Source organism: Gilliamella sp. ESL0232 (assembly GCF_013346885.1).
GTDB classification, from domain to species: domain Bacteria; phylum Pseudomonadota; class Gammaproteobacteria; order Enterobacterales; family Orbaceae; genus Gilliamella; species Gilliamella bombi.
Genome location: NZ_JAAEDW010000009.1, coordinates 40,957 through 66,986 on the forward strand (window position 1 = coordinate 40,957; position 26,030 = coordinate 66,986).

General features: G+C 34.6%; 21 protein-coding genes, 3 tRNA genes and 1 pseudogene. 13 read left to right on the top strand and 12 right to left on the bottom strand.

Translation table 11 applies throughout. From position 1 onward, the window contains the following. Positions 1-32: 32 nt before the first annotated feature. Positions 33-1,523, bottom strand: a complete 1,491-nt coding sequence (gene nagE / locus GYW75_RS09940; RefSeq protein ID WP_174799279.1) for an N-acetylglucosamine-specific PTS transporter subunit IIBC — start codon at positions 1,521-1,523, stop codon at positions 33-35. 249 nt (positions 1,524-1,772) lie between these two features. Between nagE and nagB the strand changes: the two genes are divergently transcribed. From nagB to GYW75_RS09960, 4 genes are all read left to right on the top strand, one after another. Next, positions 1,773-2,579: a glucosamine-6-phosphate deaminase gene (gene nagB, locus GYW75_RS09945; RefSeq protein ID WP_034910836.1), complete on the top strand. Its 807-nt coding sequence runs from the start codon at positions 1,773-1,775 to the stop codon at positions 2,577-2,579. Positions 2,580-2,590: 11 nt separating this feature from the next. Then, positions 2,591-3,733 (top strand): N-acetylglucosamine-6-phosphate deacetylase, encoded by a 1,143-nt coding sequence (gene nagA / locus GYW75_RS09950; RefSeq protein WP_065590749.1) that lies wholly within the window; start codon positions 2,591-2,593, stop codon positions 3,731-3,733. A gap of 36 nt (positions 3,734-3,769) precedes the next feature. Next, complete coding sequence (locus GYW75_RS09955; protein ID WP_065561627.1) at positions 3,770-4,999, top strand: ROK family protein; 1,230 nt, start codon at positions 3,770-3,772, stop codon at positions 4,997-4,999. A 117-nt stretch (positions 5,000-5,116) separates the two neighbouring features. Then, a protein-coding gene (locus GYW75_RS09960; RefSeq protein WP_238786467.1) for an IS1182 family transposase occupies positions 5,117-6,576 on the top strand; the annotation gives its coding sequence in 2 pieces (ribosomal slippage) (positions 5,117-5,690 and positions 5,690-6,576; 1,461 coding nt in all). A 39-nt stretch (positions 6,577-6,615) separates the two neighbouring features. On the opposite strand, the gene asd is transcribed toward GYW75_RS09960, so the two are convergent. From asd to GYW75_RS12820, 5 genes and pseudogenes are all read right to left on the bottom strand, one after another. Beyond that, positions 6,616-7,719, bottom strand: a complete 1,104-nt coding sequence (gene asd / locus GYW75_RS09965; RefSeq protein ID WP_085165501.1) for an aspartate-semialdehyde dehydrogenase — start codon at positions 7,717-7,719, stop codon at positions 6,616-6,618. A gap of 377 nt (positions 7,720-8,096) precedes the next feature. Continuing rightward, positions 8,097-8,173, bottom strand: a tRNA-Pro gene (locus GYW75_RS09970). Between the two features lie 22 nt (positions 8,174-8,195). Next, positions 8,196-8,271 (bottom strand) — tRNA-His (locus GYW75_RS09975). Positions 8,272-8,404: 133 nt separating this feature from the next. Next, positions 8,405-8,614 carry an L-serine ammonia-lyase, iron-sulfur-dependent, subunit alpha gene (locus tag GYW75_RS09980; protein ID WP_238786468.1) on the bottom strand — a complete coding sequence of 70 codons (210 nt, stop codon included), beginning with the start codon at positions 8,612-8,614 and terminating at the stop codon, positions 8,405-8,407. Positions 8,615-8,636: 22 nt separating this feature from the next. After that, positions 8,637-8,889 (bottom strand): annotated as a pseudogene (locus tag GYW75_RS12820) (serine dehydratase subunit alpha family protein); the annotation flags it as partial. A 329-nt stretch (positions 8,890-9,218) separates the two neighbouring features. Between GYW75_RS12820 and GYW75_RS09990 the strand changes: the two are divergent. Together GYW75_RS09990 and GYW75_RS09995 are read left to right on the top strand one after the other, a co-directional pair. Then, positions 9,219-9,899, top strand: coding sequence for a response regulator transcription factor (locus tag GYW75_RS09990; protein ID WP_034910896.1), 681 nt, complete (start codon positions 9,219-9,221; stop codon positions 9,897-9,899). 18 nt (positions 9,900-9,917) lie between these two features. Next, complete coding sequence (locus GYW75_RS09995; protein ID WP_174799280.1) at positions 9,918-11,213, top strand: ATP-binding protein; 1,296 nt, start codon at positions 9,918-9,920, stop codon at positions 11,211-11,213. A gap of 13 nt (positions 11,214-11,226) precedes the next feature. On the opposite strand, the gene GYW75_RS10000 is transcribed toward GYW75_RS09995, so the two are convergent. After that, positions 11,227-11,961, bottom strand: a complete 735-nt coding sequence (locus GYW75_RS10000) for a M15 family metallopeptidase (protein WP_238786469.1) — start codon at positions 11,959-11,961, stop codon at positions 11,227-11,229. A gap of 175 nt (positions 11,962-12,136) precedes the next feature. Here GYW75_RS10000 and GYW75_RS10005 point away from each other — a divergent pair, with 175 nt between their 5' ends. The 3 genes from GYW75_RS10005 (at position 12,137) to GYW75_RS10015 (ending at position 14,551) form a co-directional block, all read left to right on the top strand. Further along, on the top strand, positions 12,137-13,270 hold the full coding sequence (locus tag GYW75_RS10005) for a bifunctional tRNA (adenosine(37)-C2)-methyltransferase TrmG/ribosomal RNA large subunit methyltransferase RlmN (protein ID WP_034910857.1): 1,134 nt from the start codon (positions 12,137-12,139) through the stop codon (positions 13,268-13,270). Positions 13,271-13,299: 29 nt separating this feature from the next. After that, positions 13,300-13,914 (top strand): hypothetical protein, encoded by a 615-nt coding sequence (locus GYW75_RS10010; RefSeq protein WP_065560204.1) that lies wholly within the window; start codon positions 13,300-13,302, stop codon positions 13,912-13,914. A gap of 61 nt (positions 13,915-13,975) precedes the next feature. Then, positions 13,976-14,551 (top strand): manganese efflux pump MntP, encoded by a 576-nt coding sequence (locus tag GYW75_RS10015; RefSeq protein ID WP_065560205.1) that lies wholly within the window; start codon positions 13,976-13,978, stop codon positions 14,549-14,551. A 143-nt stretch (positions 14,552-14,694) separates the two neighbouring features. Here GYW75_RS10015 and GYW75_RS10020 read toward each other — a convergent pair whose 3' ends face one another. The 5 genes from GYW75_RS10020 to GYW75_RS10040 form a co-directional block, all read right to left on the bottom strand. After that, on the bottom strand, positions 14,695-16,824 hold the full coding sequence (locus GYW75_RS10020; protein ID WP_065560206.1) for an AAA family ATPase: 2,130 nt from the start codon (positions 16,822-16,824) through the stop codon (positions 14,695-14,697). 14 nt (positions 16,825-16,838) lie between these two features. Further along, positions 16,839-18,470: a hypothetical protein gene (locus tag GYW75_RS10025; protein ID WP_065560207.1), complete on the bottom strand. Its 1,632-nt coding sequence runs from the start codon at positions 18,468-18,470 to the stop codon at positions 16,839-16,841. Between the two features lie 421 nt (positions 18,471-18,891). Next, positions 18,892-20,538, bottom strand: coding sequence for a chaperonin GroEL (gene groL / locus GYW75_RS10030; RefSeq protein WP_174799282.1), 1,647 nt, complete (start codon positions 20,536-20,538; stop codon positions 18,892-18,894). Between the two features lie 47 nt (positions 20,539-20,585). Next, entirely contained in the window at positions 20,586-20,879 is a 294-nt protein-coding gene (locus GYW75_RS10035; RefSeq protein WP_034915350.1) for a co-chaperone GroES, read from the bottom strand. A gap of 144 nt (positions 20,880-21,023) precedes the next feature. Continuing rightward, positions 21,024-21,461 carry an FxsA family protein gene (locus GYW75_RS10040; protein WP_174799283.1) on the bottom strand — a complete coding sequence of 146 codons (438 nt, stop codon included), beginning with the start codon at positions 21,459-21,461 and terminating at the stop codon, positions 21,024-21,026. Positions 21,462-21,619: 158 nt separating this feature from the next. On the opposite strand from GYW75_RS10040, the gene GYW75_RS10045 reads away from it, so the two are divergent. The 4 genes from GYW75_RS10045 (at position 21,620) to dppC (ending at position 26,025) form a co-directional block, all read left to right on the top strand. Continuing rightward, positions 21,620-21,695: transfer RNA gene (locus GYW75_RS10045), tRNA-Phe, on the top strand. A gap of 672 nt (positions 21,696-22,367) precedes the next feature. Beyond that, positions 22,368-23,924 (top strand): ABC transporter substrate-binding protein, encoded by a 1,557-nt coding sequence (locus GYW75_RS10050; protein WP_446719044.1) that lies wholly within the window; start codon positions 22,368-22,370, stop codon positions 23,922-23,924. Between the two features lie 146 nt (positions 23,925-24,070). Further along, complete coding sequence (dppB, locus tag GYW75_RS10055) at positions 24,071-25,087, top strand: dipeptide ABC transporter permease DppB (protein ID WP_034914661.1); 1,017 nt, start codon at positions 24,071-24,073, stop codon at positions 25,085-25,087. Between the two features lie 14 nt (positions 25,088-25,101). Beyond that, positions 25,102-26,025: a dipeptide ABC transporter permease DppC gene (gene dppC, locus GYW75_RS10060; protein ID WP_065569481.1), complete on the top strand. Its 924-nt coding sequence runs from the start codon at positions 25,102-25,104 to the stop codon at positions 26,023-26,025. The last annotated feature ends 5 nt before the right edge of the window (positions 26,026-26,030 follow it).

Consider the following 26,030-nt stretch of genomic DNA (forward strand, 5'->3'; position numbering starts at 1 on the left):
GTTTAATTTGATTTAACTCTTATTTTAATTAACTAAACTAACTTTTTCATTTGATCTGCAATCTTTTCTGCTTGCTGACCAACCACAATTTGTACCCCTGTTTTACCTAATTTTATTACTGCCATTGCACCAAGGGCTTTAGCAGCTTGTTCATCAATAAGCTCCGAATCATTAACGCCTAAACGCAAACGTGTAATACAAGAATCAATATTGGTTAGGTTTTCTTTACCGCCAACAACTGCTAAATATTGCTCTGCAATTTTTGTTGTATCTGTATTACCTTGCGTTGATTTTTTCGTTTCACTTTGGGTTGTTTCCACTTCATCTTCACGACCTGGTGTTTTAAGATTAAATTTCACAATAACAAAGCGGAATGCAACATAATAAACAACAAAGAACACTAAACCCTGAAGTATAAGCATATACCAATGTACAGCAAGTGGATTACGACTAGAAAGTAACATATCAACTAAGCCAGCACTAAAACCAAATCCTGCAATCCATTGCATCGCTGCGGCAATATAAAGTGAAATACCAGCTAAAATAGCATGTAAAACATAAAGTAATGGCGCAACAAACATAAACGCAAATTCTAATGGTTCAGTAACGCCAGTAAAGAATGCAGCAAATGAAGCGGCTAACATAATTGAAGCTGTTTTATCCTTATTACCTTTTTTTGCTGTATGATACATAGCTAACGCAGCTCCTGGTAAGCCAAACATCATAATTGGGAAGAATCCAGCTTGGTAACGACCCGTAATACCAATTGTAGCTAATCCATCATCAATTGACTTTTGTCCACCTAAAAAAGTTGGAATATCATTAATACCTGCAACGTCAAACCAAAAAACAGAATTAAGTGCATGATGTAAACCAACAGGAATTAATAGACGATTGAAGAACCCATAAATACCAGCACCCACTGAACCTAAATCTTTAATATATTTACCAAAAGCAACTAATGCATCATAAATAGATGGCCAGATAAAATATAAAACAGCAGAAACCAATAACATAACTATCGATACGATAATAGGCACTAGCCTTTTACCACTAAAAAATGCTAATGCTTTATGTAATTCCACTTGACTAAAACGATTGTAAAGTTCAGCTGAAATAATACCAACGAGAATACCAATAAATTGGTTATTTATTTTTTGGTATGCAGCAGGAACTTTTTCTAACCAATTTTCTGCTTTTGTATCAATACCACTAAATAGTGCAATCGAACTAGGAGACAGTAAAGTTGTAACCACTAAAAAGCCAACTAACCCAGCAAGTGCGGCTGCACCATCTTTATCTTTAGACATACCATAAGCCACACCAATAGCAAAAAGTATTGGCATATTATCAATAATTGCTCCGCCAGATTTAATTAAAAAAGCGGCTACAATACTATTTTGCCCCCAACCATTAGGATCGATCCAATATCCAATTCCTAGTAGTATTGCAGCAGCTGGTAGAACTGCCACAGGTACCATCAATGAACGCCCGATACGTTGCATATAAGCTAAAATTCCCATAAGTTTAACCTCATATAGTTATTAGGGGTATATAATAAAAAGTAATAAAATTTTACATCTTTAAGTGATGATAATTAAGTATTATTATTCCACTCTATATTATTTATTTTACTTCGCAAATTAATTATTCTCTTTTTGTGATTTAAATCACCATTTTTTTTGATTAATTAGTTTAATATAGTAAAATAAAGACAACATATTTTATTTCAAGAAAAAAGTTTTTAATTATATCACAAGAGGTAACAGCACATGAGACTTATTCCCTTAGAAAATGCACAAGAAGTCGGTGCCTGGGTTGCACAGCGCATTGTTAATAAAATTAATGAGTTTAAACCTACCGCAGATCGTCCATTTTTATTGGGGCTGCCAACAGGTAGTTCACCATTAGTTATGTATCAACAATTGATTAAACAATATAAAGCAGGTAACGTCAGCTTTAAACATGTTGTAACCTTTAATATGGATGAATATGTTGGTATTCCAGAAGAGCATCCACAAAGCTACCACACATTTATGTACGAAAATTTTTTCAATCATATTGATATTGATAAAAACAATATCCATATATTAAATGGTAATGCGCCAGATATTGATCAAGAGTGCCGTCAATATGAAGCCAAGATCAAAGCTTACGGCAAAATTAATATCTTTGTTGGGGGGGTAGGTCAAGATGGACATATCGCTTTTAATGAACCAGGATCTTCACTTTGTTCACGTACACGCATCAAAACATTAACTGAAGATACACGCATTGCTAATTCTCGCTTTTTTGATAATGATGTGAATCAAGTACCAAAACATGCGTTAACCATTGGTGTTGCAACTTTAATGGATGCACAGGAAGTTATTTTATTAGTTTGTGGTCATAACAAAAGTTTAGCATTACAAGCTGGTGTTGAAGGATCTGTTAATCACCTTTGGACTGTCACTGCACTACAAATGCATCCTGCATCAATTATTGTTTGTGATGAACCAAGTACTGATGATCTTAAAGTGAAAACACTAAAATATTTTAAACAAATGGAAGCTGATAATCTTAAAGTGACCGTTTTATAAAGGATAATTCAATGTATGCATTAACAAATTGCCGTTTTTATACAGGCTATGAGATCCTTGATAACCACGCTGTTATTATTGATGGAGATAAAATTACAAAAGTCTGTAAACAAAACGAATTACCTACAGATATCAAAATTGAAAATTTACAAGGTGCACTTGTTGCACCTGGATTTATTGATATCCAAGTTAATGGTTGTGGTGGTGTGCAATTTAATGAAACGTTTGATGCACTGAGCGTTGAAACATTAGAAGCCATGCAGGCCACAAATCTTATTTCTGGCTGTACTAGCTATTTGCCTACATTAATTACATCAACTGATGAATTTATGATAAAGGCAGTTGAAGTGATGCGTGAATACTTAGCTACGCATCCTAATCAAGCACTTGGATTGCATCTTGAAGGACCTTATATCAGCCCTGAAAAAAAAGGAATTCATGACGAAAATATTATTCGACAGCCGTCAAAAGAAATGATTAATTTCCTTTGCGAAAATGCTGATGTAATTAAAATCATTACTTTAGCGCCAGAAAGAGTTGAAAGCCATTTCATCAAGCAATTGGTTAATGCAGGCATTCATGTTTCGGTTGGTCATTCAAATGGTCATTATGATGACTGCCGTCGTGGCTTTAATGATGGCATTCGTTTAGGAACGCATCTATTTAATGCTATGCCTTATATTTCAGGGCGAGAGCCTGGTGTAGTTGGCGCAATTTATGATGAACCAGAAGTTTATGTTGGTATCATTGCTGATGGTCAACATGTTAGTTGGGCAAATATTCGCAATAGTCACAAAATAAAACAAGATCATTTAATTTTAGTTACTGACGCTATGCTACTTGCCGCTTCTAATTTAGAGTCGGGAGTATTTGCAGGTAAAACCATTTATTATAAAGATGGTCGCTGTGTTGATGAAAATGGCACATTGGGTGGTTCATCATTAACCATGATTGAAGCCGTAAAAAACACAGTTGAATATGTCGGTATTGCACTAGATGAAGCGTTAAGAATGGCAACGCTATATCCTGCCAAAGCAATCGGTGTGGATAAAGATCTTGGTAGTATTAGTGAGGGTAAAATTGCAAACCTTGTTGTATTTAATCGTGACTTTACAATAATTAAAACTGTTGTTAATGGAGAAGTGAGTCGCTAGAATATCAGATAGTTAATGAAAAATATTGAGTAATATATGAAATTTAATTATCTGAACTTAGTTGGCAACGCTGAATTAATCAAACAGCTAAATTATGCAATGATTTACCGTTTGATTGTTCAGCAAGCACCTGTTTCTCGTATTCAATTGGCCGAAATCAGCCAATTAGCTCCTGCAAGCATTACCAAAATAACCCGTCAACTTCTTAAAAAAAAATTAATTAAAGAAGTTGATGCACAACAATCAACGGGGGGACGACCTGCAGTTTCAATCGAAGCTAAGTTTGGACATTACCAAGCAATTGCCGTACAATTAAGTCGATCCCACGTCACAATAGAGCTTTTTGATTTAGGGGCTAAATGCCTTACATCAAAAAGATGCTCACTTATCAATTTTACTCAACAACAAGTTCAAGAATATCTAATTGCATTGATTAAAGAATTTATTCAGGTAAACAGCAAAAAAATAAAATATTTAGTTGCAATATCTATTGTACTCCCAGGCTTGATTGACTCAGTTAATGGCATTGTCCGATACACTCCACATATTCAAGTAAAAGAGTGGGCTTTAGGTGAGATACTACAAAAGGAATTCAATGTATCTATTTTTCTAGGAAATGATATTCAAAGTCTAGCATTAGCCGAAAGTTATTTTGGTTCAACACAACATGTTGATGATTCTATTTTAATCCGAGTACATCGCGGGGTAGGCTCTGGTGTTATCGTTAATCAACAGTTGCTTACTAACCACAATCAAAGCGCTTGTGAAGTTGGGCACATTCAAGTAGATACATTAGGTGAACGTTGCCATTGTGGTAACTTCGGTTGCTTGGAAAACCGAGTTGTAAATAAAGCAATTGAATACCGAGCTAAACAGATGATTGAGCAAGGTTATATATCGAAGTTAACATTAGAACACTGTGATATATATCATATCTGTCAGTATGCTAATCAAGGCGATGAACTAGCTACTAAGTTAGTTAAGGATGCAGGTGAAAATCTTGGTAGAGCAGTTGCAATTATGGTTAACATCTTTAACCCACAGCGAATTGTGTTAGCAGGAGAACTTACCAAGTCGCCCGAAATACTATTAACTGCTGTTAATAGTGCATTAAATGCTCAAAGCTTAGAGGGATTACGGAAAAACCTAACTATCACTTGTTCTTCCCTTAACGACAGCTCAGCAATTGGCGCATTTGCATTAGTGCAGCAAGCTTTATTTAATGGATCACTATTAGTGACGTTATTGAATGAAAAAGAACCATAATCTATTGTTATAAAAAACCCGATAAATCGGGTTTTTCCAGATTGATGACAAAGAACTCGCTTTTTGGCGAGTTTTTTGATCTAATAGAGAAGAGTCCATGATAAGAGGAATTCTTCTATGCTAAAAAAACTAACGCCAGCGACACCCGAAAAAATAGAGCAAATCTCGTTAGATGCGCTTGTCCCTCAAAATCACCTTGTTCGTAAAATAGCTAAAGTCATTGATTTTGAATTTATTCGAGAAGCGGTAGCACCACTTTATTGCCCTAATAACGGTCGTCCGGCAGAAGATCCGGTCAGACTGTTTAAAATTATGCTATTGGGGTATCTTTTTGGTATTCCCAGTGAGCGTCGTCTGGTTCAGGAAATTCAGGTCAATTTAGCTTACCGTTGGTTTCTGGGAATGGGATTAACCGAAAAAGTGATTGACGCCTCAACACTCAGCCAAAATTGTCGCCGTCGGTTTAATGACAGTGAAATCTATCAACAGATTTTTGATAATATTGTTGAGCAAGCCATTGCCAAAGGGTTGATAAGTGGTCGGGTTTTATATACGGACAGTACTCACCTAAAAGCAAATGCCAATAAAGGCAAGGCACGTAATGAGCAGCGTATTGTTGAGCCCAGTCAATATGTTGATGCGCTTAATCAAGCCATCAACGAAGAAAGAGAATTAAACGGAAAAAAGCCTTAAAGCCATCGACGGTAGAGAAATATAAGGATGTCAAAGTCAGTACTACCGATCCGGATAGTGGCTTTATGCATCGGGAAGGTAAGCCTAAAGGGTTCTTCTACTTAGATCATCGAACGGTTGATGGCAAACATAATTTAATTACCGATACCTATGTTACAGCGGGAAATGTCCATGATTCTCAGCCTTATATGGCTCGATTAAAACGCCAGTTAGAGCGATTTGGCTTTAATCCGGTTGGTGTGGGTCTTGATGCAGGCTATTTTACAGCGCCCATTTGCCATTTACTACTGGCAGAGCAGATATATCCGGTGTTGGGTTATCGCCGTGCCAGTCATGGTGCGAATCCTATCAGAAAAAAGCAGTTTATCTATAATAGTCAAACCGATACTTATACTTGCCCAAACGGGAAATCATTAATATATAAAACTACCAGCAGAGAAGGTTATCGTCATTATCATTCTGATGCAGCAACCTGCAAAGTCTATCCGTTATTGTCACAGTGTACACAGAGTAAAAATACACAGAAAGTCATCACACGCCATATCTGGGAAGCATATAAAGAGAAAGCCAATGAGATTCGTTTAAGTCAGTGGGGTAAAAAAGTCTATGCTCGGCGAAAAGAGACCGTAGATCGCAGTTTTGCTGATGCTAAACAACACCACGGACATCGCTATGCAAGATTTAGGGGAAGAGCACAGGTTCAAATGCAGTGTTTATTGGCCGCAACGGCTCAAAATATCAAGAAAATAGCGATAAAGCTATTTTTGTTACATTTTTTTAGGCCATTTTTTAATTTATTTAATAAAATCCAAATTAAAAATCCTGTTTATGGTTTAAATAAAAAAATAAACCCCGAATTATATCGAGGTTTGTCATCAATCTGAAAAAACCCGATAAATCGGGTTTTTCTATTTTATTTCTAATTAGGCTAAAATGCGTAACATTCTACGTAATGGTTCAGCCGCACCCCATAATAATTGGTCACCAACCGTAAAAGCAGAAAGGTAATCTTTGCCCATATTCAATTTACGTAAGCGCCCAACAGGTGTTGTTAAAGTGCCTGTTACTGCTGCTGGGGTAAGTTCACGCATCGAAACATCACGATCATTCGGCACGACTTTTACCCAATCATTGTGTGCAGCAAGAAGCTTTTCAATTTCTGGCACACTAATATCTTTTTTCAATTTAATCGTAAACGATTGACTATGACAACGCAAAGCTCCAATACGAACACAAAGTCCATCAACAGGAATAATCTGACTTGTTCCCAAAATTTTATTGGTTTCGGCTTGCCCTTTCCACTCTTCTTTACTTTGTCCATTATCTAGCGCTTTATCGATCCAAGGAATTAAACTTCCTGCTAATGGCACACCGAAATTATCAGTAGGTAAACTACCATCACGCATTTTTTGTGTCACTTTACGCTCAATATCCAAAATAGAGGAATGCGGATCTTGTAACTCTTTTGCTACTTCGGCATTTAGCATACCCATTTGAGTTAATAGCTCACGCATATGGCGAGCACCACCACCAGATGCCGCTTGATAAGTCGAAACAGAAACCCAATCTATAAGATTTTCAGCAAATAACCCACCTAATGACATTAACATCAAACTAACCGTACAATTACCGCCTACAAAAGTTTTAATACCTCTATTTAAAGCAGCATGAATATTAGCTTTGTTTACAGGATCAAGAACAATAATTGCATCATCTTCCATGCGTAACGTTGAAGCTGCATCAATCCAATAACCCTGCCAACCTGTTGCACGTAATTTTGCGTAAATCTTTGAGGTATAATCACCACCTTGGCAAGTCACAACAATATCTAATGCCCTTAATGCATCAATATTATCTGCACTTTGTAATGTACCTGTTTTACCACCGAAGATAGGAGCTGCTTGACCTGCTTGAGAAGTAGAAAAGAATACAGGATTGATATAATCAAAATCATGCTCTTCAACCATACGTTGCATAAGAACAGAACCCACCATTCCACGCCATCCTACAAAACCAACATTTTTCATAATTTATTCCCAATAAATAGAGGTTATATAAAGAGATATTTTTATCTATTAAAACAAAATATCACCATAAAACAAGTAAGATAAGAATAATTTTTGTAGGTAGGAATATAATAACATGCCGTTATATATTAAAAAGACAAAACAACCACAATAACGAACGGAAAAACAAATTATCATAACACAATGATTAATAATCAGTATTTTATTTTTTGAAATAATTGGATTATTAGTCAACTTATTTATAATAAGTTATATGTTCTCAACACTTTCTTCTTAGTTGGATCACTTCGTTGTGCATATTGGAACAAACAGATGAAAAAATAGTCTATTTTGAAACAAAAAATCTCAACTAAATGAACGAGCTTTTTATTTAAAAATGGTCGGCGAGAGAGGATTCGAACCTCCGACCCACTGGTCCCAAACCAGTTGCGCTACCAAGCTGCGCTACTCGCCGTTAGCTTTTCTATTTAATAAAATGGGGTGGCTAATGGGATTCGAACCCACGACAACTGGAATCACAATCCAGGGCTCTACCAACTGAGCTATAGCCACCATAGAATCAGGACGAAATATTACGCATAAAAAATAACATTGTCCAGTAATTTTTTTAAAAATATGCTGATTGCTTATATTAAAATCGCTAAAAGCCTAATATTTTATCATAAAGCAAATATTCATGCTTTGACTACAATGGTACCAAGATTATTGATTGATGTTTCCACGCTATCAAAAAACAATTCCTTCCTTCTTTATCTATCACTCTAATTTGGCTTAATGCCATTAATACTGCTTTAAATCCAGAAGACACTGAAGTTGATACTTTCATTACGCAACTGCTTGAAGCACCATCACAAATAATACCAGATAAATCACGAATCATACTACAAATAGCCATATCAATAGGCTCATAATACCCAACCACCGATTGCGCCAATGGCAGCAGCAACAGGTAATCCAACCATACCAGTACCTGGCACAGTTACCACCTTACCATTTTTTATTAAATTAGGCGAAACATAAGCATCAATTTTTTCAATGTTTGTTGCTACTATGTTGCATCGCAATAGCTGCAACCAAAGCTAAAGATATGGGCTCTGTACAACCAACTGCAGGTAAAACATCATGTTTTACCAATTGAATTAATTGTTGCCAGATTACTTGTTGTTCTATTTTTTATCTCCATATTAACTTTAGTAATGTTAAATGATGGAACATTTAGTGTTAAGTAAACTGACTATTTTAGTCTATCTTAATTAAGATTTGAATAATACCTACTTATAACCATTAGAAAGTAGCATAATGGTTATGGTGGTTATTGTGAAAAAATATATTAATACATATAGTTATGTCTTAAACCTTTTTACATTATTTAATAGTGAATTAAATAATCAGGAATAGTTTAAAATATGTAATATTTTAGTAAAAGAACCTGACTTTTTTTTTATTATTGCAATAATGTAAAAACCTATAATTAGATAACAATGGCGATTGCGATTATGATAAATATTTTATTAATAGATGATGATATTGAATTATCACAAATGCTTAGCGAATATTTGACTAATGAAGGTTTTAATATCAAAAGTGTTTATTTAGGTAAAGATGGTATTGATGAAGCGCTATCAGGTAAATATCGTGCAGCAATCTTAGACGTGATGTTACCAGATATTAATGGTATTGATGTCCTGAAAAGCATCCGTCAACAATGTAATATGCCTGTTATTATGTTAACTGCTAAGGGTGATAATATTGATCGCGTTTTGGGTTTGGAATTAGGTGCTGATGATTACATTCCAAAACCATGTTATCCGCGTGAATTATTAGCAAGATTACGTGCAGTTTTACGACGTTTTGATGAGCGTTCGGTCGAAATGGTTGATGATAAAAAATACCATTTTAATGGTTTAATGTTAGATCTACCTCAACGGCTTTGTACGTGGAATGGACAAGTGATTGATTTGACATCAACCGAGTTTAATTTATTAGTTCTATTAGTGAAGCATAGCGAACGAGTGGTAACTAAAGAAGAATTATCTGAAATTGGACTTGGTCGAGCAAGAGAACTTTATGATCGTAGTGTTGATGTCCATATCAGCAATATTCGCCAAAAATTACATCAAGTTGCACAAAATGATGTGACAATAGAGACGATTAGAGCCGTCGGTTACCGTATTCGTTAACAAACAAATAGGCTTGACATGAATCATCGATTATTCTGGAAAATACTTATCACGTTTGGGGTAATCTTTTATCTTACCTTCCAATTGACTTGGATTGCATTTTCTATTTATGTAGAAAATAAAAATCAAAGATTTCTCAATCATATGCCGACGAAAGTCGATATGATTGCCCAGTTATTACATGTAGCTGGTGAAGATGAAACACTTAATTTTATAGCACATTTACCTGAGCGAGAAAGAACGTTACTGTCAATAAAATTAGTTTCTCCACTGAATGATCAAGTTAATATTTTAACCGATGAATTAGAAACACCTACATATGCTTATCAACGCATGACCGTCGCTCCTGACGGAACTCTTTATTCTGTTTCATTTAAAGAGGATAAAGAGGATCATGTTAAAAAGGCATTGTTCAACATGCCCTTGCCCATTGTATTAATGGGCATATGTGTTGGACTTGTTTTTAGCCTTTTTCTAGCATGGAATTTAACTAGACCGATGAGGTTATTAAGGCAAGGTTTTTTCAAGGTATCTCAGGGAGATCTTTCTGTTAGATTATTCAATAAACTAAAACCTAGGCGTGACGAACTTAGTGAATTAGGTAAAGATTTTGATATGATGGTTGAGCAACTTAATATATTACTTTCTGATCGTCAGTCTCTCCTTCATGATGTTTCCCATGAGCTTAGAACTCCACTTGCTCGATTGCAACTAGCAATTGGACTTGCTCAACAAAATAAACAAAATATTGATACATCTTTAGCTAGAATAGAGTTAGAGTCAGAACGTTTAGATCAGTTAATTGGCGAAATTCTAAATTATTCTCGTGCTGAAATGAATAATCGCACTGATGAATATTTTGATTTAAAAGACTTAATAAGTGTAGTAATCAATGATGCTAATTATGAAGCTAATCACCAGTTAATTGAAGTACATTTTACTTTATCATCTATTACTCATCCAATTGTTAAAGGTAATTCAGAACAAATACGTCGTGCTATTGAAAACATTATTCGCAATGCTATTCGTTTTTCAAAAGCTAAGCAAGCCGTAGAAGTTTCATTAAAAGAAACTGGTAAGTATTTACAAATTGAAGTTAAAGATCGAGGTCCTGGAGTTGAAGAAAACAAGTTATCAAGTATTTTTGAACCCTTTGTCCGTATTCAATCTCCACAATTAGGTAAAGGTTATGGCCTAGGACTGGCTATTGCTAGAAAGACCGTCATTATGCATAACGGTACTATCCAAGCATCTAACCGTGATGGTGGGGGCCTTATTGTAACAATATGTTTGCCTTATTGGAGAAAACATTAATAATAAAAATATATTAATAACAATCAGCATTCACAGTTAATACATACTCTTTAACTAGACTTTCTAGCTTGATTTTATCGTGTCCTATGAAACTTAAAGCTTTCATGATAACTTCTGGATCTCTTTCCAATACAGTTTTGTATTGGTCAATATATTGACTAGCAATAGGTCTATATGACCAGTGCCATTCTTCAGGTTGATATCCTCCTTTGCGTCCTTCATTAAAAGCTTGGCAAAATCCATATTTAGGCAGATTTTTTTGAAGCCATTTATATAGAATAATACCTTTTTTATCATCCTTAAAATATGTTGATGAAACGCTGGTAATATCAATATCTGTCCCCCAATGATGCCTTGATGTGCCAGGCATAGACGAAAATTTTAGAATTTCTTCAGCAATTTTTTCTGGGTCATTTATTTTAGCTGATAAAGCATCCCATTTCCGTTGCCAAATACCGTTTTGGTAAGTATAATTTCGCGTTGCACTTACTATGATAAAAGGAATATCTGGATGAACTTTTTTAAAGTCATTGTAGGCTTTTATAAGTTGTTCGGTTGGTTCTTTTTGTAGATACATTCCTTTTTTATTAACAGGTAGTATAGTTGAGTCTAACGCAATAAAATCATTATCTTTTTTTTCGTCAAACTGTCCAATCAGTTTATTTAATGTGATCTGTTGTGCCATGGTAAAAGTAGGAAATAGAAGTAAAGATAATTTTAAAGTCAAACCACCTATTTTTTCTAACATTGTTGATTTCTTCATCTTTCAAGCATTGCCAATATTCTATATAGCCAGATTAAGTTAAAAACAGTATAATCCTTTTCCTAAAAAAAGAAATAGCCATAATGTGTAAAAACGAGGCCTTATGTTAACAACATCTACATCTAATACGTCTCAAAATTGTTTAGACGCTGCCAATACAATGAATCTTAATACAACTAATTCCATAAACGAAAGAATAAATTTACTAAACTTCACACGCCAACAATTAAGAGAGTTTTTTATATCACTTGGTGAAAAACCGTTTCGAGCTGATCAAGTAATGAAATGGATCTATCATTTTGGTGTAGATAATTTTGATCAAATGACCGATATCAATAAAAAACTACGTGAACAACTAAAGACTTTAGCAGAAATTAAAGCTCCGAAGATTGCCATAGAACAGCGTTCTTCTGATGGCACAATAAAATGGGCACTTGATGTTGGTAATAACCAACTGATTGAGTCTGTTTATATTCCTGAACGTGATCGTGCAACATTATGTGTTTCATCTCAAGTTGGTTGCGCATTAGAGTGTAAATTTTGTTCTACAGCCCAACAAGGATTTAATCGTAATTTAACCGTTTCTGAAATTATTGGCCAAGTATGGCGTGCATCAAATGCAATTGGTGTCACCGGAAAATTAGCAGATAGGCCCATTACTAATGTAGTTATGATGGGTATGGGTGAACCGCTACTTAATTTATCTAATGTTGCACCAGCTATGGAAATTATGTTAGATGATTTTGGCTATGGTTTATCCAAAAGGCGTGTAACACTATCGACATCAGGAGTTGTTCCCGCTTTAGATAAGCTAGCCGGTATGATTGATGTGGCGCTAGCGATATCACTTCATGCACCTAATGATACTATTCGTAGTGAAATTATGCCAATTAACCTAAAATACAATATGTCTATGCTGCGTGATTCAATTCTGCGTTATCTTTCATCTTCAAACGCAAATCACGGAAAAGTAACTATTGAATATGTATTACTTAATCAAATTAACGATGGCGTTGAACATGCTCATGAGCTTGCTCAATTCCTAAAAAATGTACCTAGCAAAATTAATTTAATTCCTTGGAATCCGTTCCCTGGTGCGCCTTATTCAAGATGTTCAAATACACGAATTGATCGCTTCATGAAAACATTAATGGGATATGGATTTACCGTAATAGTTCGTAAAACACGGGGGGATGATATCGATGCTGCATGTGGCCAGTTAGCTGGAGAAGTTGTTGACCGCACTAAAAGGACTCTTTATAAAAAGCAGAACCTTGTTAAGCAAACAGCATAAGGATAAATCTTTATAAAAAGGAGAGGTAGATGAAGAAATTGTTAGTTATAACTAGCTATTTTTTGATGATAGTACTAGCGGGTTGCCAAATGAAAGACAACAATGAATTTGATCCAGAAAAAGCAGCTTTGGCTAGAATGCGACTTGGATTAGGATATCTTGCTAAAGCAAATGAGTCAGAAGAAAATATCAAAATAGCGCATTATAATCTAAAATTAGCTGCACAATACTCTCCAAATAATCCCCAAGTTATGTTAGCCATGGCAATGTTTGATCAACATGTTGGTGAATACAACGAAGCCGAGATGATTTACAAACGTATTACTCTAATGCAACCAGGTAATGGATTATATCATGTCCATTATGGTTCTTTTTTATGTGGTCGAGATCGTTATCAAGAAGCAAAAAAACAATTTGAACAGAGTATTGAGTTCGATCGTCATCGTTGGAAAGCTGATGCTTATGAACAATATGGTTATTGTGCAATCCAAAATAATGATAAAAAAATAGCTGACTTAATGTTTAAGCAACTTTTTCAATATGATGCTAATCGTCGAGACAACGTTATAAAAACAGCTGAACTTTATAAAAATAAAGGTGATAAAAAAATAGCAAATTATCTATTTTCAGTAACAAATAAATAAATCATCACCCATTATTATAATAGTAATAAATTTTTAATAATTATAAGCAAGAGTATATGTCATGAATTTTTGGGCTATTTTATTATTAGCACTAGCAATGTCAACCGACGCCTTTGCTGTCGCCGTTTGTCGTGGGATTTCACTTAAATCAACACCAATTTTAGGCGCATTCAAAATTGGTATTCTATTTGGTGTTGTTGAGGCTATTACCCCATTGCTTGGCTGGTTAGTTGGTTATATTGCATTGCAATATATTGAACAATGGGATCATTGGGTTGTATTTGCTGTCATGCTATTTTTAGGCATTAATATGATATATAACAGCCAGAAACAATCAGATGGAAATTGCCAAGAAGATGAATTAACATCATCAAAAAAATCTTTTCTAATGCTAATTTTCACAGCAATTTCAACCAGTATAGATGCATTTGCCGTTGGTGTTGGCTTAGCATTAGCAAGTGTTAATATCTTTTTTGCTGCATCAATGATTGGACTCGCTACCTGTACAATGGTTACTATTGGGTTATTATTAGGTAATAAAATTGGTTGTTTAATTGGTAAACGGGCTGAGCTTTTGGGCGGGTTAGTACTTATTTCTATTGGAGTAATAACTCTTTATCAACATCTTTCAGTTTAATATTTCAAATAAAAATACTTTTTATACTGTTAGGTTTCGAACGTTTTATTGATTGATATATTTTATCCAAATTTAAATAACGTCCGAAACCAATCACTTTCCTTAATAAAGGTTACAGAAAACTAACTCTATCTTATCTTCCTTTAATTTTTGTAAAATTCCATATCAAAACTATGTGTCTGCTGGTTATAAATTGCTTTAAACACTCCTTGATCATGAGGATTCTGCAAAATATGATTAACAATAAATGGCCTAACATTGGTTTTTATATAACCCGGCAATCCTCGGGCACCACGAATGATATCATAATGATCGTGACAGAATGTACTGATACAAGAATCTTTTATTTCGATAGTGTAGCCACGATGACTATATGATTGATTTAATTTGTCAATTTCTCGACGAATAATCCGTTCAATAACTTCCATTGGTAGACGTTTAAAATGAAGAATATTTTCTCGTCCATTAAAACGATTAAGCAGTTCTGAACGATAAGTATTATTCAGTTCATTTGTCGCTAATTCACATGCAGCCTCATCAGAAAGATTAGGATCCAAATAGTAAGATTGTCCAATATTTGAGGTCATAATAATCATGATATCAGAAAAATCGACAGTTCGACCTACATTATCGGTTAATCGTCCGTCCGATAAGATCTGTAAAAAGATATTAAAGACATCAGGATGTGCTTTTTCAATCTCATCAAATAAATAGATTCCAACCGGTTTTGTTCTAACTGAGTTTGTTAAAATTCCACCTGCTTCAAATCCTTCATATCCCGGAGGTGCACCAATTAATTTAGCAACAGCATGTTTTTCCATGTATTCTGACATATCAAAACGAACCAACGATTTTTCGTCACCATAAACATATTCCGCTAAAGCTTTGGCCATTTCAGTTTTACCTACACCAGATGGACCTAAAAATAGGTAAGACATTGCAGGGCCTGATTCTTCAAGCGTGTCAACTTTAGCCACCTTTACCGAATTGGCGACATGTTTAACAATGTTATCTTGACCAAAAATTCGCGATAATAAATTTGCCTCCAAATTAATCAAGTTTTCAACTTCATTCTCATCTAATTTGTTTGCTGATATACCTGAAACTTTGCTAAATTCAGCAATCACTTCTTGGCGATTTAATCGCAAATCTTTATTGGCTAGCATCACCAATTTTTGATGTTGTTCATTATTTTGTGCAATTTCAGCATCAATTTGTCGAATTTTTTCCTTTAATTTAGCGACTGCTGGAGAGTCAAATCCTCCAGCCGTTAATTGCGCGAATGTCTTTATAGCAACTGATTCTGAATTTTTATTATTGTCCTCTTCTTCTTGTAACTGAGTGATTTCATCTTGCAGTTTGAAGCGTAACGTTTCAGCATCACGTTGATATTGATATGTTTTACTAATTTCAGACTTTAAATTCTGCCAATCTTGCTGCCATTGTTCAAGCTGCTGCCGCAAATCATATTGTTCTGTTTCACTGGTACTTTTTTCGATCTTACCCAGTAACTCAGCAATTTTTGGATGCTGTTTATGTGTAAGTTGACGATAACTAGCAAGCGCACGATCAAGTAATGAAATAGCACGTTGAGGCTGTGCCCCACCTAAACCTAAACTATCACGATATTTACAGGTTAAATGTATCGCTTCATCAATAGCATCTTGATCCACTTCAATTTTGTGGTATCCAGATAACTCCTTTGCAACAGTAGTAACAATGGAATTTAAATTATCCCCAGTAGGTTCTTTGACATCGTAAAGTGTGTAAAGTTCAGGCATATTCGTGCTAGCCTTTAGCACACTACTAAGTTTATCATCACGAACTTCGAGGATAACTTGAAAATTATTTGATTTATCGGCGTTATTTAGAGCATTAATAAAATGAGCATTACCTGTATTATGTGCTGCTTCTAAAAAATTAGCCGTATCAGTAATAATCAGCACTGACTCAGGAGTTTGCATTAGCTTTTTTAAAATACTTTGAAACTCATTATTTATCTTAGTACTATCACCGCTAGAAAAAAGAGCATCACAATTTAACCAAAATAATTTTTTTACAATCAAATCAAATGGTGTATCTGGGTTATTTTTAGCCGCCTGTAAACCAAGACTAAGCATTGAAACACCTACACCTGCAGGCCCTGTCAACAAAAGAGAATTTGATGATTTTCGTATGAGAATAGACGATATTCTCTCTAAATCATGTTCCCTTCCTACTAAAGTAAAATTAGGGTATTGCGCTAAATATTCACGCCCTCTAACTAAATACATTGTGCATTCCTTTGTTATAGTTTAAAGGGTGAAGTAGTATGTGAGCTATCTTTTTTGGTTTCAGATTTTTCTGATAAAACATCACCTGTCACCGCAATAAATTCTCGTGTATCACTTTGAACATCTTTGGACATTTTTTCAATTTCTTCCAAATTTGCTCGCATTGTTTCTAGTGCCGCACGGGTGATTTCAGTCGCTTCTTTTTGGGTATCACCAAATTCCGCTAAATTTTGTAGCATGGCTTCTAAATCATTATTAATTTCATCACGACCAGTTGCAATTCGAATAGCTTCATTTTTAGCAATGTCATTTGTTACTCGAGTCATTTCGGCTAAAGTATTACCGGCCATTGATTGTGCTTCATTAATTGCAGCTGAGTTAACTGCTGTTACAACAACACTGAGTTGTGAAGCAACCGATGCGATGCCTCTTGAATGCATTGCTCTTGCACTTTCAACTTGTTTTTTGGTTGCTGCTTGCATATTACGAATTTTAATAGCTTCAGTTGTTAATTCACCATAGGTTTGCATAGTATCAACAGTTGCTGTGGATACAGTATCAATGTGTTCATCCAAATTACGGCGTGTTTCATCAAGCTTCATTGACTCTAACAAATTATCACCAACATCTTTACTCTCAAGCTCTTGTCTACGTTCACGATGGACTTTCTCTACTTTTTTGGTCGCTTCGTTCATAATGGCATAAATTTGTATCATATTGCCATTATTGTCACTAAGTCCTTCAATCTGTTTAACCATTTTTTCAAGATGATTACGAATTGCACCAAAACGCTCTTTACCTTGATTCACAAATTTTAATGCCGATTCAACCATATCAGCTTGACGTAATGTATGCTGTTCTGAAGTTAAATTTAGCAACTCTTTTAATTTTTCAACATCGATTGATTCAGAGCGTTGCTCGTGACGCTTTGTTATTTCTATCTGAATATCATCTAATTCTTTATTTTTGTTTTTTATTTGTTGATTTAATTTAGCTATTTTTTCTTCATTAGTCACAATTTTAGCTTTTGATGCGGCTTTAATTTTCCCTAGGCCAAAAAACTTTTTATCCTGTTGTAATAACTCTATTTCTTTTTTTAATTCAGATATTTGTTTTTCAATATTAATAATTTCACTTTGCACATTTGCTTTTTGCGTTACTTTTTCTTCGTCCCATTCTTGATCGGCTTTAATTTGAGCTAATGCATTTCGGGTTTCACCATTTTGGCGTAAGTTATATAAAGCATCGGTGAGTTCGGTAAGTGGTTTTATTTTTTCGATAAAATCATTAAGATCATTATTAAAATCAGCATACACTCGTTGTAATTCAGCAAATACTTCGGTATCAGTCATCTCAATACGTTGTTTAGACATCTCTTCAGAAATTGATTGAAGATATTCTTTAAATGTATCAAATTCTTGAATTTTTGCCCGATCAATTTCCTTATTGTCAGAAAATTCTAAAATATTAGTAACTTCTTCTACTTTTTGTTCCAGTGAAAGACTATCTGAAAAAATAACTTTAAAAAAAGTATTTTCTTGAATATTAGCAAGTGGAGTTTCTACTTTTGCTTTTTTTTCACGTTGTCTAACCGAATAGTCTTTTTCTTCTGTATTGGCTAATTTTTTTCTTGGAGCTACACCCATTATTTCTTTCCTTAATTGCTTATTTCTATATTCACTTATTATTTAATTACTTTAAATTCTATTTTAAATAAAAAAATAAAGTTTGGAACAATAATTTGATCTTATAGAAAAGATAAATTTCATCTTTTCATAATGTTATTATCTATTTAACATCTGATTTTGACAAGTAAAACAGTCATACAAAATCAGAAAATTAAAAAATAAATGATAATCATCAAGTATAGAGCAAGCTTTTTGCTGGTATAACAGATTATTATCTATACTTTATTTAATCAATTAAAAATTTAAATTATTATTGGTATTTTTATTTTGCAGTTATTTTATAAAGAGAATATATAACTAAAGAAAAAATTCATAAAAAAACCACTCGCATAAACGAGTGGTTTGTATTGATAAGCTTATTTCGTACTGACGAAAAGAATTACATCATTCCGCCCATACCACCCATGCCACCCATACCACCAGCGGCACCTAAGTCAGCCTTATCATCTTTAGGTAAATCAGTTACCATACATTCAGTTGTAATCATAAGGCCGGCAACTGAAGCAGCATATTGTAATGCACTACGTGTCACTTTAGTTGGATCTAAAATACCCATTGCAATCATATCACCATATTCTTCAGTTGCGGCATTGTAACCATAGTTACCTTTACCACCTTTAACGGCATTAACAACAACAGATGCTTCTTCACCACAGTTAGTCACGATTTGACGTAATGGAGCTTCCATCGCACGAAGTGCAACTTTGATACCAACGTTTTGATCTTCGTTTGCCCCCTTAAGTTCTGAAATAGTAGTTGCGGCACGGACAAGAGCAACACCACCACCGGCTACAACACCTTCTTCAACAGCTGCACGAGTTGCATGTAATGCGTCTTCAACACGAGCTTTTTTCTCTTTCATTTCAACTTCAGTTGCCGCACCAACTTTAATTACAGCAACACCGCCAGCAAGTTTCGCAACGCGTTCTTGAAGTTTTTCTTTATCATAGTCAGAAGTTGATTCTTCGATTTGTTTACGAATTTGTTCAACGCGAGCATTAATTAATGACTCCTCACCAACACCATCAATGATAGTTGTGTTGTCTTTATTGATTACAACACGTTTTGCTTGACCTAAATCTTCAAGAGTTGTTTTTTCAAGTTCTAAACCAATTTCTTCTGAAATTACAGTACCCGCAGTTAAGATTGCAATATCTTGTAACATTGCTTTACGACGATCACCAAAGCCAGGAGCTTTAACAGCTGCAACTTTAACAATGCCACGCATAGTATTCACAACTAATGTTGCAAGTGCTTCGCCTTCAACATCTTCTGCGATAATCAATAAAGATTTACCTGCTTTAGCTACAGCTTCAAGCACTGGTAATAATTCGCGGATGTTAGAGATTTTTTTATCGGCTAATAAAATATATGGGCTATCTAATTCAACAGTTGCAGTTTCAGGTTTATTGATAAAGTATGGTGATAGGTAACCACGATCAAACTGCATACCCTCAACAACATCAAGCTCATCTTGTAAACCAGTGCCATCTTCAACTGTAATAACACCTTCTTTACCTACTTTTTCCATTGCTTGAGCAATTAAAGTACCAACAGTTTCATCAGAGTTAGCTGAAATTGTACCTACTTGAGCAATGGCTTTAGAATCAGCGCATGGTGCAGATAATTTTTTAAGCTCTTCAACAGCTGCAACAACTGCTTTATCAATACCACGTTTTAAATCCATTGGATTCATACCAGCAGCAACAGCTTTTAAACCTTCATTAACAATCGCTTGAGCAAGAACAGTTGCAGTAGTTGTACCATCACCTGCTGCATCATTTGCTTTAGATGCGACCTCTTTAACCATTTGCGCACCCATATTTTCGAATTTATCTTCTAATTCGATTTCACGAGCAACAGAAACACCATCTTTAGTAATGGTTGGTGCGCCAAAAGATTTATCTAATACTACATTACGTCCTTTTGGACCTAATGTTACTTTAACTGCATCGGCTAATACATTAACGCCTTTAAGCATTTTGGCGCGAGCGTCATTACCAAATTTCACATCTTTAGCTGCCATCTTCGTATTTCTCCTAAATTCTGTATATAAATTAAATTAGTTGTCAGTTATGCTTGTACAATCGCTAAGATATCGCTTTCAGATAAGATAAGCACTTCTTCATTATCGATTTTTTCTGTTTTAACGCCGTATCCTTCATTGAAAATTACGATATCTCCCACTTTAACATCTAGCGGTTGTACTTGACCATTTTCTAAAATGCGACCATTACCAACAGCTAAAACTTCTCCGCGAGTTGATTTACCTGCTGCCGAACCAGTTAAAACAATACCACCAGCTGATTTTGATTCTACTTCTTTACGTTTAATGATCACACGATCATGCAATGGACGAATTTTCATTAGTTATCTCCTAGCACTAATTTTTAATTAAGATAATTATTAACAGAAATCATAGAATTATGATTTTTTAATATAGTGCATAATATATGGGGATTATTTTAAATTCTTCAAGAGAACAAATTTAAAAAAAGTCTAACTGATTATTTATTCATCATCTTTCTGTTTGAATTCACCCTCAATAATATCACTCTCTTGATAATGCATTTGTGATGAAGAAAATTTTGATCTTATTGGCATTTTTCGAACAATAAATTCCACGATATGATCTTGTGCATGGGGTATTAATAAGATTGCACCTAAAATATCAGTTAAAAAACCTGGAATAAGCAAGAAAAAACCGGCAAAAAGCAAAGCTACACTTCTAATTAATTCATTTTTATAGCTTTGATTGTTAGCTATTTTTTGTTGCATAATACTAAGGTTTTTCAAACCCTGAGTTTTAACTAACGAGAAACCAAGAATAGATGTTGCAATAATACAAATTAAAGCAAGAAAAATACCAATTGAATTGGCAACAGCTATGAAAAAGGTAAGTTCAAAATAAACATAAATAAAAAAGATAATAAAGCCAACAAATCGCATATATAATTCCTATAAGGATAAAAACATATTATTAAAAATTATCTTTTAATATGAAGATGATTAGCTATTTTTCAACCAAACAATATATATTTTAAAAAAAATATTACAAAAGGGATTGACTGATAATCACGAATCGTGTTTAATGTGCATCCATTGTTGCCCGGATAGCTCAGTCGGTAGAGCAGGGGATTGAAAATCCCCGTGTCCGTGGTTCGATTCCGCGTCCGGGCACCAATCACCAAATTCTAAGACCTGCTTCTAACAGGTTTTTTTATGCCTAAAGCCTTTTCAAATAAGCCTTTCACCTTGTTTCACTACTCAACAGTGTTCAACTAAAATTAAGCTAAATCCAGTAATAAGTTAATTTTACATCATTAATTTAATGATTATTTTACTTACACTAACTATAATACATTCTATAAAAATCAATTAGTAAGTGATAAGTTATATAATAAATCTAGAACTAGATATAAATTAAGAACTACGAAAATAAAATATACCTGTTCTTTTTTAATATGAATTTGTAAATTAAAAATGGCACTATTTTTGCTTATTTTATCTGTTACATAGTACTTAACTGTCGTTATATTGTTGTTAAAAGTTATTTTTAATCTAAAATGGAATTTTATTGTAACTTTTATGCTATATCGCAATTTTAATTATAGTACGCTTTGCACTGTATATGTGCAAAAAATAAAAAATATGAATTTAAACCAAATAAAAGTTAATTAATATAAAAATTAGAACGTTTTACTAAATCTATATTTAAAAAATATTAAAAATACGACATTCTTACCTGTGTTTAAATGTTACAAAATCGGTTTACAATTAAATAATTGGAGTGGTTTTATGAGTAATCTAAGGAAATATAAACGTAAATTCTTATTGAGTGCAGGACTAATAACAATGCTTGCGAGTGCACAACTTCATGCTGCTGAAACATTGGTTTATTGTTCAGAGGCTTCGCCTGAAACATTTAATCCACAATTAGCAACAAGTGGTGTATCAATGGATGCAAGTGCAGTTCCTGTTTATAATCGTTTGGTAGAATTTAAATTAGGTACTACCGAAATTGAACCTTCTTTAGCCAAATCTTGGGATATCAGCCAAGATGGTTTAACCTATACTTTTCATTTACGCGATGATGTTAAGTGGCATAGCAATAAAGAATTCAAACCAACACGAAACCTAAATGCTGATGATGTTATTTTTACATTTATGCGACAAAAAGATAAAAATCATCCTTATCACAAAGTTTCTGGTGGACAATATGAATACTTTGAAAGTATGGGATTCCCAGATTTAATCAAAGAAATTAAAAAGATTGATGACCATACTGTTGTATTTGAATTAAACCATCCAGAAGCCCCTTTTTTAGCAGATTTAGCAATGTCATTTGCATCAATTTTATCAGCTGAATATGCTGATGCTATGCTTAAGAAAAACACACCAGAAAAATTAGACTTAGTTCCTGTTGGTACAGGCCCATTTACTTTTGTACAATACCAAAAAGACTCCAGAATTCTTTATAAAGCAAATCCCGATTATTTTGGTCCAAAAGCCAAACTTGATCGCTTAGTGTTTTCTATTACACCAGATGCCGCAATTCGTTATGCTAAGTTACAAAAAGGCGAGTGTCATGCTATGCCATACCCAAATGTAGCCGATGTTGAACGAATGAAATCAGACAAAAATATTGTTGTTAAAGAAATGGCTGGCGTTAACATTGGCTATTTAGCCTACAATATGGATAAGCCGCCACTTGATAAGTTGCAAGTTCGCCAAGCATTAAATATGGCCGTGAACAAAGATGCGATTATAAAAGCTGTTTTTCAAGGTGCAGCTGAACCAGCTAAAAACTTTATTCCTCCATCAATGTGGAGTTATAACGATGAAGTGAAAGATTACCCTTATGATCCAGCGCAAGCAAAAGAGTTATTAAAATCAGCGGGATTAGAGAACGGGTTTACTATCAATTTATGGGCAATGCCAGTACAACGCCCATATAACCCAAATGCACGCCGTATGGCCGAAATGATTCAAGCGGATTGGGCTAAAATTGGCGTAACAGCTAAAATTGTGAGTTATGAATGGGGAGAATATCTATCTCGTATTCGTGATGGTGAACATGATGCTGTATTAATGGGCTGGGCTGGAGATAATGGCGACCCTGATAACTTTTATTCTGTCTTGATGAGCTGTGATGCGGTTAAAGCGGGTCTAAACTATTCACACTGGTGTTACAAACCATTTGATGATTTATTGAAACAAGCGCGTATTGAGTCAAATCACGAAAAAAGAGTTGAGCTATATAAACAAGCACAAGTTGAAATGCATAATCAAGCACCTGCATTAATGATTGCGCATTCAATGGGTTACATGCCAATACGTAAAGAGGTTAAAGGCTATATTATGGACCCTTTAGCATTACATGATTTTAACCAAGTTACGCTTGAAAAATAGTATTCCTAACGATTAACCACCAATGTGTGGTTAATCACTACGTTGGGTTTTGCTAAATTTAGAGCTATAAATCTATTTTTAATAATAATAAAAATTTTATCTATTTTATAAACGATAGTTTAAAAGCAATATTTAAGAGCTACTACATGTTTCAATTTATTCTAAAGCGGTTAGGTGTACTTATTCCAACGTTTATTTGTATCACACTGCTTACTTTTATTTTTGTTCACCTTATTCCGGGTGATCCCATTATGGTGCTTGCAGGAGAGCGAGGGTTAACCCCTGAACGCCATGCTGAATTAATGACTCAACTGGGTTTAGATAAACCACTGTATCAACAATATTTTCAATATATTATAAACATGCTTCATGGCGATTTAGGAACCTCTTTTAAAAGCCAAATTCCGGTATGGGATGAATTTGTACCCCGATTTAAAGCAACATTTGAACTTGGATTTTGTGCAATGTTGTTTGCTGTTAGTTTTGGAATCCCAATCGGTGTTCTTGCCGCAGTGAAACGTGGTTCAATATTTGATCACACAGCAATAGGACTATCTTTAACAGGTTACTCCATGCCAATTTTTTGGTGGGGGATGATGCTAATCATGTTAGTCTCAGTACACTTAAATTTAACCCCAGTATCTGGTCGTGTTAGTGATATGCTTTTCTTAGATGAAAGTAATCCTTTAACCGGATTTATGTTAATAGATACTTTATTATGGGGTGAAACAGAAGATTTTATCGATGCAGTTACTCACTTAATTTTACCTGCAATTGTGTTGGGAACTATTCCATTAGCAGTAATTGTCCGCATGACTCGTTCTTCTATGTTAGAAGTATTGAGTGAAGATTATATTCGAACCGCACGAGCTAAAGGCGTTAGTAGAATGCGAATTGTCCTTGTTCATGCATTGCGTAATGCAATGATCCCTGTTGTTACCGTTATCGGTTTACAAGTTGGTACAATGCTTGCCGGCGCCATATTGACCGAAACTGTCTTTTCATGGCCAGGAATTGGTCGTTGGTTAATTGAAGCGCTACAGCGTCGAGATTACCCCGTTGTACAAAGTGGCGTTTTAATTGTTGCGGTCATAATTATTTTAGTGAATTTATTAGTTGATATGTTGTACGGGGTTATTAACCCACGTATTAGACATAAATAAGAGTGTTTTTACAGATGAATAAACAGGTTATTACTGAACCAACCAATACGCAAGACACCAGTTTAGCCGTACCTAAACCATTAACGCCTATGCGTGAGTTCTGGTTCTATTTTTCAAAAAATAAAGGTGCAGTCGTTGGACTAGTCTTTATTATTATTGTTGTATTACTAGCTATCTTTGCCAATTTTGTTGCACCACATTCCCCTTCTGAACAATTTAGAGATGCATTACTAACACCACCCGTTTGGATGAAAGATGGCAGTTGGCAATTTATTTTAGGAACTGATGATGTGGGACGAGATATCCTATCCAGACTCATTTACGGTGCCCGTTTATCCTTATTAGTCGGTTGCTTAGTAGTTATTATCTCATTAATTTTAGGGATTACATTAGGATTAATTGCTGGTTATGTAGGTGGTTTTTTAGACAATGTAATTATGCGTGCAGTGGATATCATGCTTGCATTACCGAGTTTACTACTTGCCCTTGTATTAGTTGCAATATTTGGTCCATCAATTATTAACGCTTCAATAGCATTAGCTTTTGTTGCATTACCACATTATGTTCGCTTAACACGCGGAGCAACGATTGCTGAAATTAATAAAGATTATGTGATCGCCTCACGAGTTGCTGGGGCGGGAGCCTTACGGCAGATGTTTATAAATATTCTGCCAAACTGTTTAGCACCATTAATTGTTCAAGCTTCATTAGGATTTTCGAACGCAATTTTAGACATGGCTGCATTAGGTTTTTTAGGCATGGGCGCACAACCACCAACACCAGAATGGGGAACAATGCTTGCTGACGTATTGCAATTTGCACAATCTGCATGGTGGGTTGTTACCTTTCCTGGCTTAGTAATTTTAATGACAGTGTTAGCTTTCAACTTAATGGGAGACGGTTTGCGTGATGCACTTGATCCTAAATTGAAACAGTAATGGAG

Coding starts and splice junctions, on each gene's coding strand:
- nagE (WP_174799279.1), bottom strand. CDS start 1,523: ATGGGAATTTTAGCTTATATGCAACGTATCGGGCGTTCATTGATGGTA.
- nagB (WP_034910836.1), top strand. CDS start 1,773: ATGAGACTTATTCCCTTAGAAAATGCACAAGAAGTCGGTGCCTGGGTT.
- nagA (WP_065590749.1), top strand. CDS start 2,591: ATGTATGCATTAACAAATTGCCGTTTTTATACAGGCTATGAGATCCTT.
- GYW75_RS09955 (WP_065561627.1), top strand. CDS start 3,770: ATGAAATTTAATTATCTGAACTTAGTTGGCAACGCTGAATTAATCAAA.
- asd (WP_085165501.1), bottom strand. CDS start 7,719: ATGAAAAATGTTGGTTTTGTAGGATGGCGTGGAATGGTGGGTTCTGTT.
- GYW75_RS09980 (WP_238786468.1), bottom strand. CDS start 8,614: ATGGCTATTTGTAGTATGATTCGTGATTTATCTGGTATTATTTGTGAT.
- GYW75_RS09995 (WP_174799280.1), top strand. CDS start 9,918: ATGAATCATCGATTATTCTGGAAAATACTTATCACGTTTGGGGTAATC.
- GYW75_RS10000 (WP_238786469.1), bottom strand. CDS start 11,961: ATGTTAGAAAAAATAGGTGGTTTGACTTTAAAATTATCTTTACTTCTA.
- GYW75_RS10005 (WP_034910857.1), top strand. CDS start 12,137: ATGAATCTTAATACAACTAATTCCATAAACGAAAGAATAAATTTACTA.
- GYW75_RS10010 (WP_065560204.1), top strand. CDS start 13,300: ATGAAGAAATTGTTAGTTATAACTAGCTATTTTTTGATGATAGTACTA.
- GYW75_RS10015 (WP_065560205.1), top strand. CDS start 13,976: ATGAATTTTTGGGCTATTTTATTATTAGCACTAGCAATGTCAACCGAC.
- GYW75_RS10020 (WP_065560206.1), bottom strand. CDS start 16,824: ATGTATTTAGTTAGAGGGCGTGAATATTTAGCGCAATACCCTAATTTT.
- GYW75_RS10025 (WP_065560207.1), bottom strand. CDS start 18,470: ATGGGTGTAGCTCCAAGAAAAAAATTAGCCAATACAGAAGAAAAAGAC.
- groL (WP_174799282.1), bottom strand. CDS start 20,538: ATGGCAGCTAAAGATGTGAAATTTGGTAATGACGCTCGCGCCAAAATG.
- GYW75_RS10035 (WP_034915350.1), bottom strand. CDS start 20,879: ATGAAAATTCGTCCATTGCATGATCGTGTGATCATTAAACGTAAAGAA.
- GYW75_RS10040 (WP_174799283.1), bottom strand. CDS start 21,461: ATGCGATTTGTTGGCTTTATTATCTTTTTTATTTATGTTTATTTTGAA.
- GYW75_RS10050 (WP_446719044.1), top strand. CDS start 22,368: ATGCTTGCGAGTGCACAACTTCATGCTGCTGAAACATTGGTTTATTGT.
- dppB (WP_034914661.1), top strand. CDS start 24,071: ATGTTTCAATTTATTCTAAAGCGGTTAGGTGTACTTATTCCAACGTTT.
- dppC (WP_065569481.1), top strand. CDS start 25,102: ATGAATAAACAGGTTATTACTGAACCAACCAATACGCAAGACACCAGT.